The 2,493-nt window shown below is 69.8% G+C and carries 2 protein-coding genes; both read left to right on the top strand.

Annotation, left to right across the window (positions count from 1 at the left end):
• Positions 1 to 320 (top strand): hypothetical protein (locus L2I40_RS21835; RefSeq protein ID WP_237217367.1); only part of this gene is annotated, 320 nt, incomplete at its 5' end.
• 268 nt (positions 321 to 588) lie between these two features.
• Complete coding sequence (locus tag L2I40_RS21830) at positions 589 to 2,262, top strand: MFS transporter (RefSeq protein ID WP_237217365.1); 1,674 nt, start codon at positions 589 to 591, stop codon at positions 2,260 to 2,262.
• Positions 2,263 to 2,493: the final 231 nt, after the last annotated feature.

Raw genomic sequence — 2,493 nt, 5'->3', positions numbered from 1 at the left:
CGCGGCTCGGCGGCGCGGTGCTGGATGGGGCGCCCGCGCCGGAGGCAGAGCGCGGCAGCCTCGACGCCGCGCGCGAGCAGCTGCCCCGTCACCTGGCCGGGCTGCAGGAGGCGGCGCCGCGGAGCGCGGACAAGCTGCCCCTCCAGTCCGAGGCGCCGCTACTGGCGACGATCCCCATCCACCCCGACCAGCGCATCGGCGAGACCCCCTCCATCAAGGGCGCGCTCCGATTCCACATCGTGTCCAGCCAGCAGGAGATGGAACGCCGCTTCGACGCGCCGCTGCTCGCCGCCGCGCTGGCCGGCCCGGCGGGGGCATGAGCCCGGCGTCATCTCGCGGCCGCTCGAGATGACGATGCGTTACAGATTTCTCGGCTCTCCCCGCCTTCTGGACACGAATTAACCGCTCGCCCGGGTGATCCTTCATGCGCCCGCACGGAGTTTGCCGCCCGTGCGCGCCGCCGGCGATGCACGCCGGCCTGGCACCGGTCCCGTGGACCGGCTGCCCGGGCGGCCAACGCAAGAGGCCGCCGGTCGGCCGGGAAGGTTGGGGATGGCAGCACCAAGCGCAGCCGAGAAGGCGCGTCCGATGACGCGAGAGGAGCGGAAGGTCATCCTGGCCTCCTCCCTCGGCACGGTGTTCGAGTGGTACGACTTCTACCTGTACGGTTCGCTGGCGGCCGTGATCGGCGCCAAGTTCTTCGGCATGTACGACGAGACGACGCGGAACATCTTCGCGCTGCTCGCCTTCGCCGCCGGGTTCCTCGTCCGCCCGCTCGGCGCGCTGGTGTTCGGCCGGCTCGGCGACCTCGTCGGGCGCAAGTACACCTTCCTCGTCACCATCGTGATCATGGGTGCCTCGACCTTCATCGTCGGCATCCTGCCCACCTCGGACCAGATCGGCTTCATCGCGCCGATCGTGCTGATCATCCTGCGCATGCTGCAGGGGCTGGCGCTCGGCGGCGAATACGGCGGTGCGGCGACCTACGTCGCGGAGCACGCGCCGAACGGACGCCGCGGCTTCTACACCAGCTTCATCCAGGTCACGGCGACGGCCGGCCTGTTCCTGTCGCTGCTCATCATCCTCTCCACCCGCTCGATCGTCGGCGAGGCGGCCTTCGCGGAGTGGGGCTGGCGCGTGCCTTTCCTGCTCTCGATCGTGCTGCTCGGCATCTCGGTCTGGATCCGGATGCAGATGCAGGAGAGCCCGGCCTTCAAGAAGATGAAGGAAGAGGGCACCGGTTCGAAGGCGCCGATCAGCGAGGCCTTCGGCCAGTGGAAGAACGCGCGCATCGCGCTCTTCGCGCTGCTCGGCCTCGTCATGGGCCAGGCGGTGGTCTGGTACACCGGCCAGTTCTACGCGCTGTTCTTCCTCGGCCAGGTGCTGAAGGTGGACGGCTTCACCACCAACATGCTGATCGCCTGGTCGCTGGTGCTGGGCTCGGGCGGCTTCATCTTCTTCGGCTGGCTCTCCGACAAGATCGGCCGCAAGCCGATCATCCTCGGCGGCTGCCTGATCGCCGCGCTCACCTACTTCCCGCTCTTCCACCTGCTGAGCCAGAACGCCAACCCGGCGCTGACCGTGGCGCATGAGACGATCCCCGTCACCGTGATGGTGGATCGCTCCAACTGCTCCTTCCAGTTCAACCCGACGGGCACGGCGAAGTTCACGCAGCCCTGCGACATCGCCAAGTCGGCGCTGGCGCGGCTCTCGGTCAACTACTCGGTCGAGAACGTGCCCGGCCAGCGCGACGCGGTGATCCGCATCGGCACCACCGAGGTCTCGACCGCGCTGCCGAACTTCGCCCAGGCGCTGCCGGCGGCGGTGACGGCGGCGGGCTATCCGGCGGCGTCGAACCCGACCGTCTTCAAGATGAACGGCGTGTTCGACCTGTTCAGCGCGCGCGGCCTCACGCTGGTCGGCATCCTGACGCTGCTGGTGATCTACGTGACCATGGTCTACGGCCCGATCGCCGCGGCCCTGGTGGAGCTGTTCCCGACGCGGATCCGCTACACCTCCATGTCGCTGCCCTACCACATCGGCAACGGCTGGTTCGGCGGCCTCATGCCCGCCACCGCCTTCGCGATCATCGCCCAGACCGGCGACGTCTATGCCGGCCTCTGGTACCCGGTGATCATCGCGCTGGCGACCGTCGTCATCGGGACCTTCATGATCCCCGAGACGAAGGACCGCGACATCTTCGCGACGAACGAGGATGGCTCGGCCAGCGCCGCCGACTACCGGAAGCGCGCGGAAGTCTGACCCCGGCCATCACGGCCGCGGGATGGGGAGGGCGCCGGGGCAACCCGGCGCCCTTTTCCTTGCGCGCGCCACCTCTTGCGCTGGGTCAAGCGGAGCCGCCCCGCTTCGTGCCAAGCTGCGCCGCAGCGATGACCGCATCCCCGCTCGCCGCGCTGCTCGCCCCCGCCGCCGGGGCCGTGGCGCCGGCCCCGCCCGTCCTGCCGCCCGACGCGCCGCTTTCCGCGGCGCTCG

Source organism: Falsiroseomonas oryziterrae (assembly GCF_021864505.1).
Lineage (GTDB): Bacteria > Pseudomonadota > Alphaproteobacteria > Acetobacterales > Acetobacteraceae > Falsiroseomonas > Falsiroseomonas oryziterrae.
The sequence above is the reverse complement of the archived record's forward strand: the minus strand, read 5'-3'. Positions and strand labels throughout refer to the sequence as shown.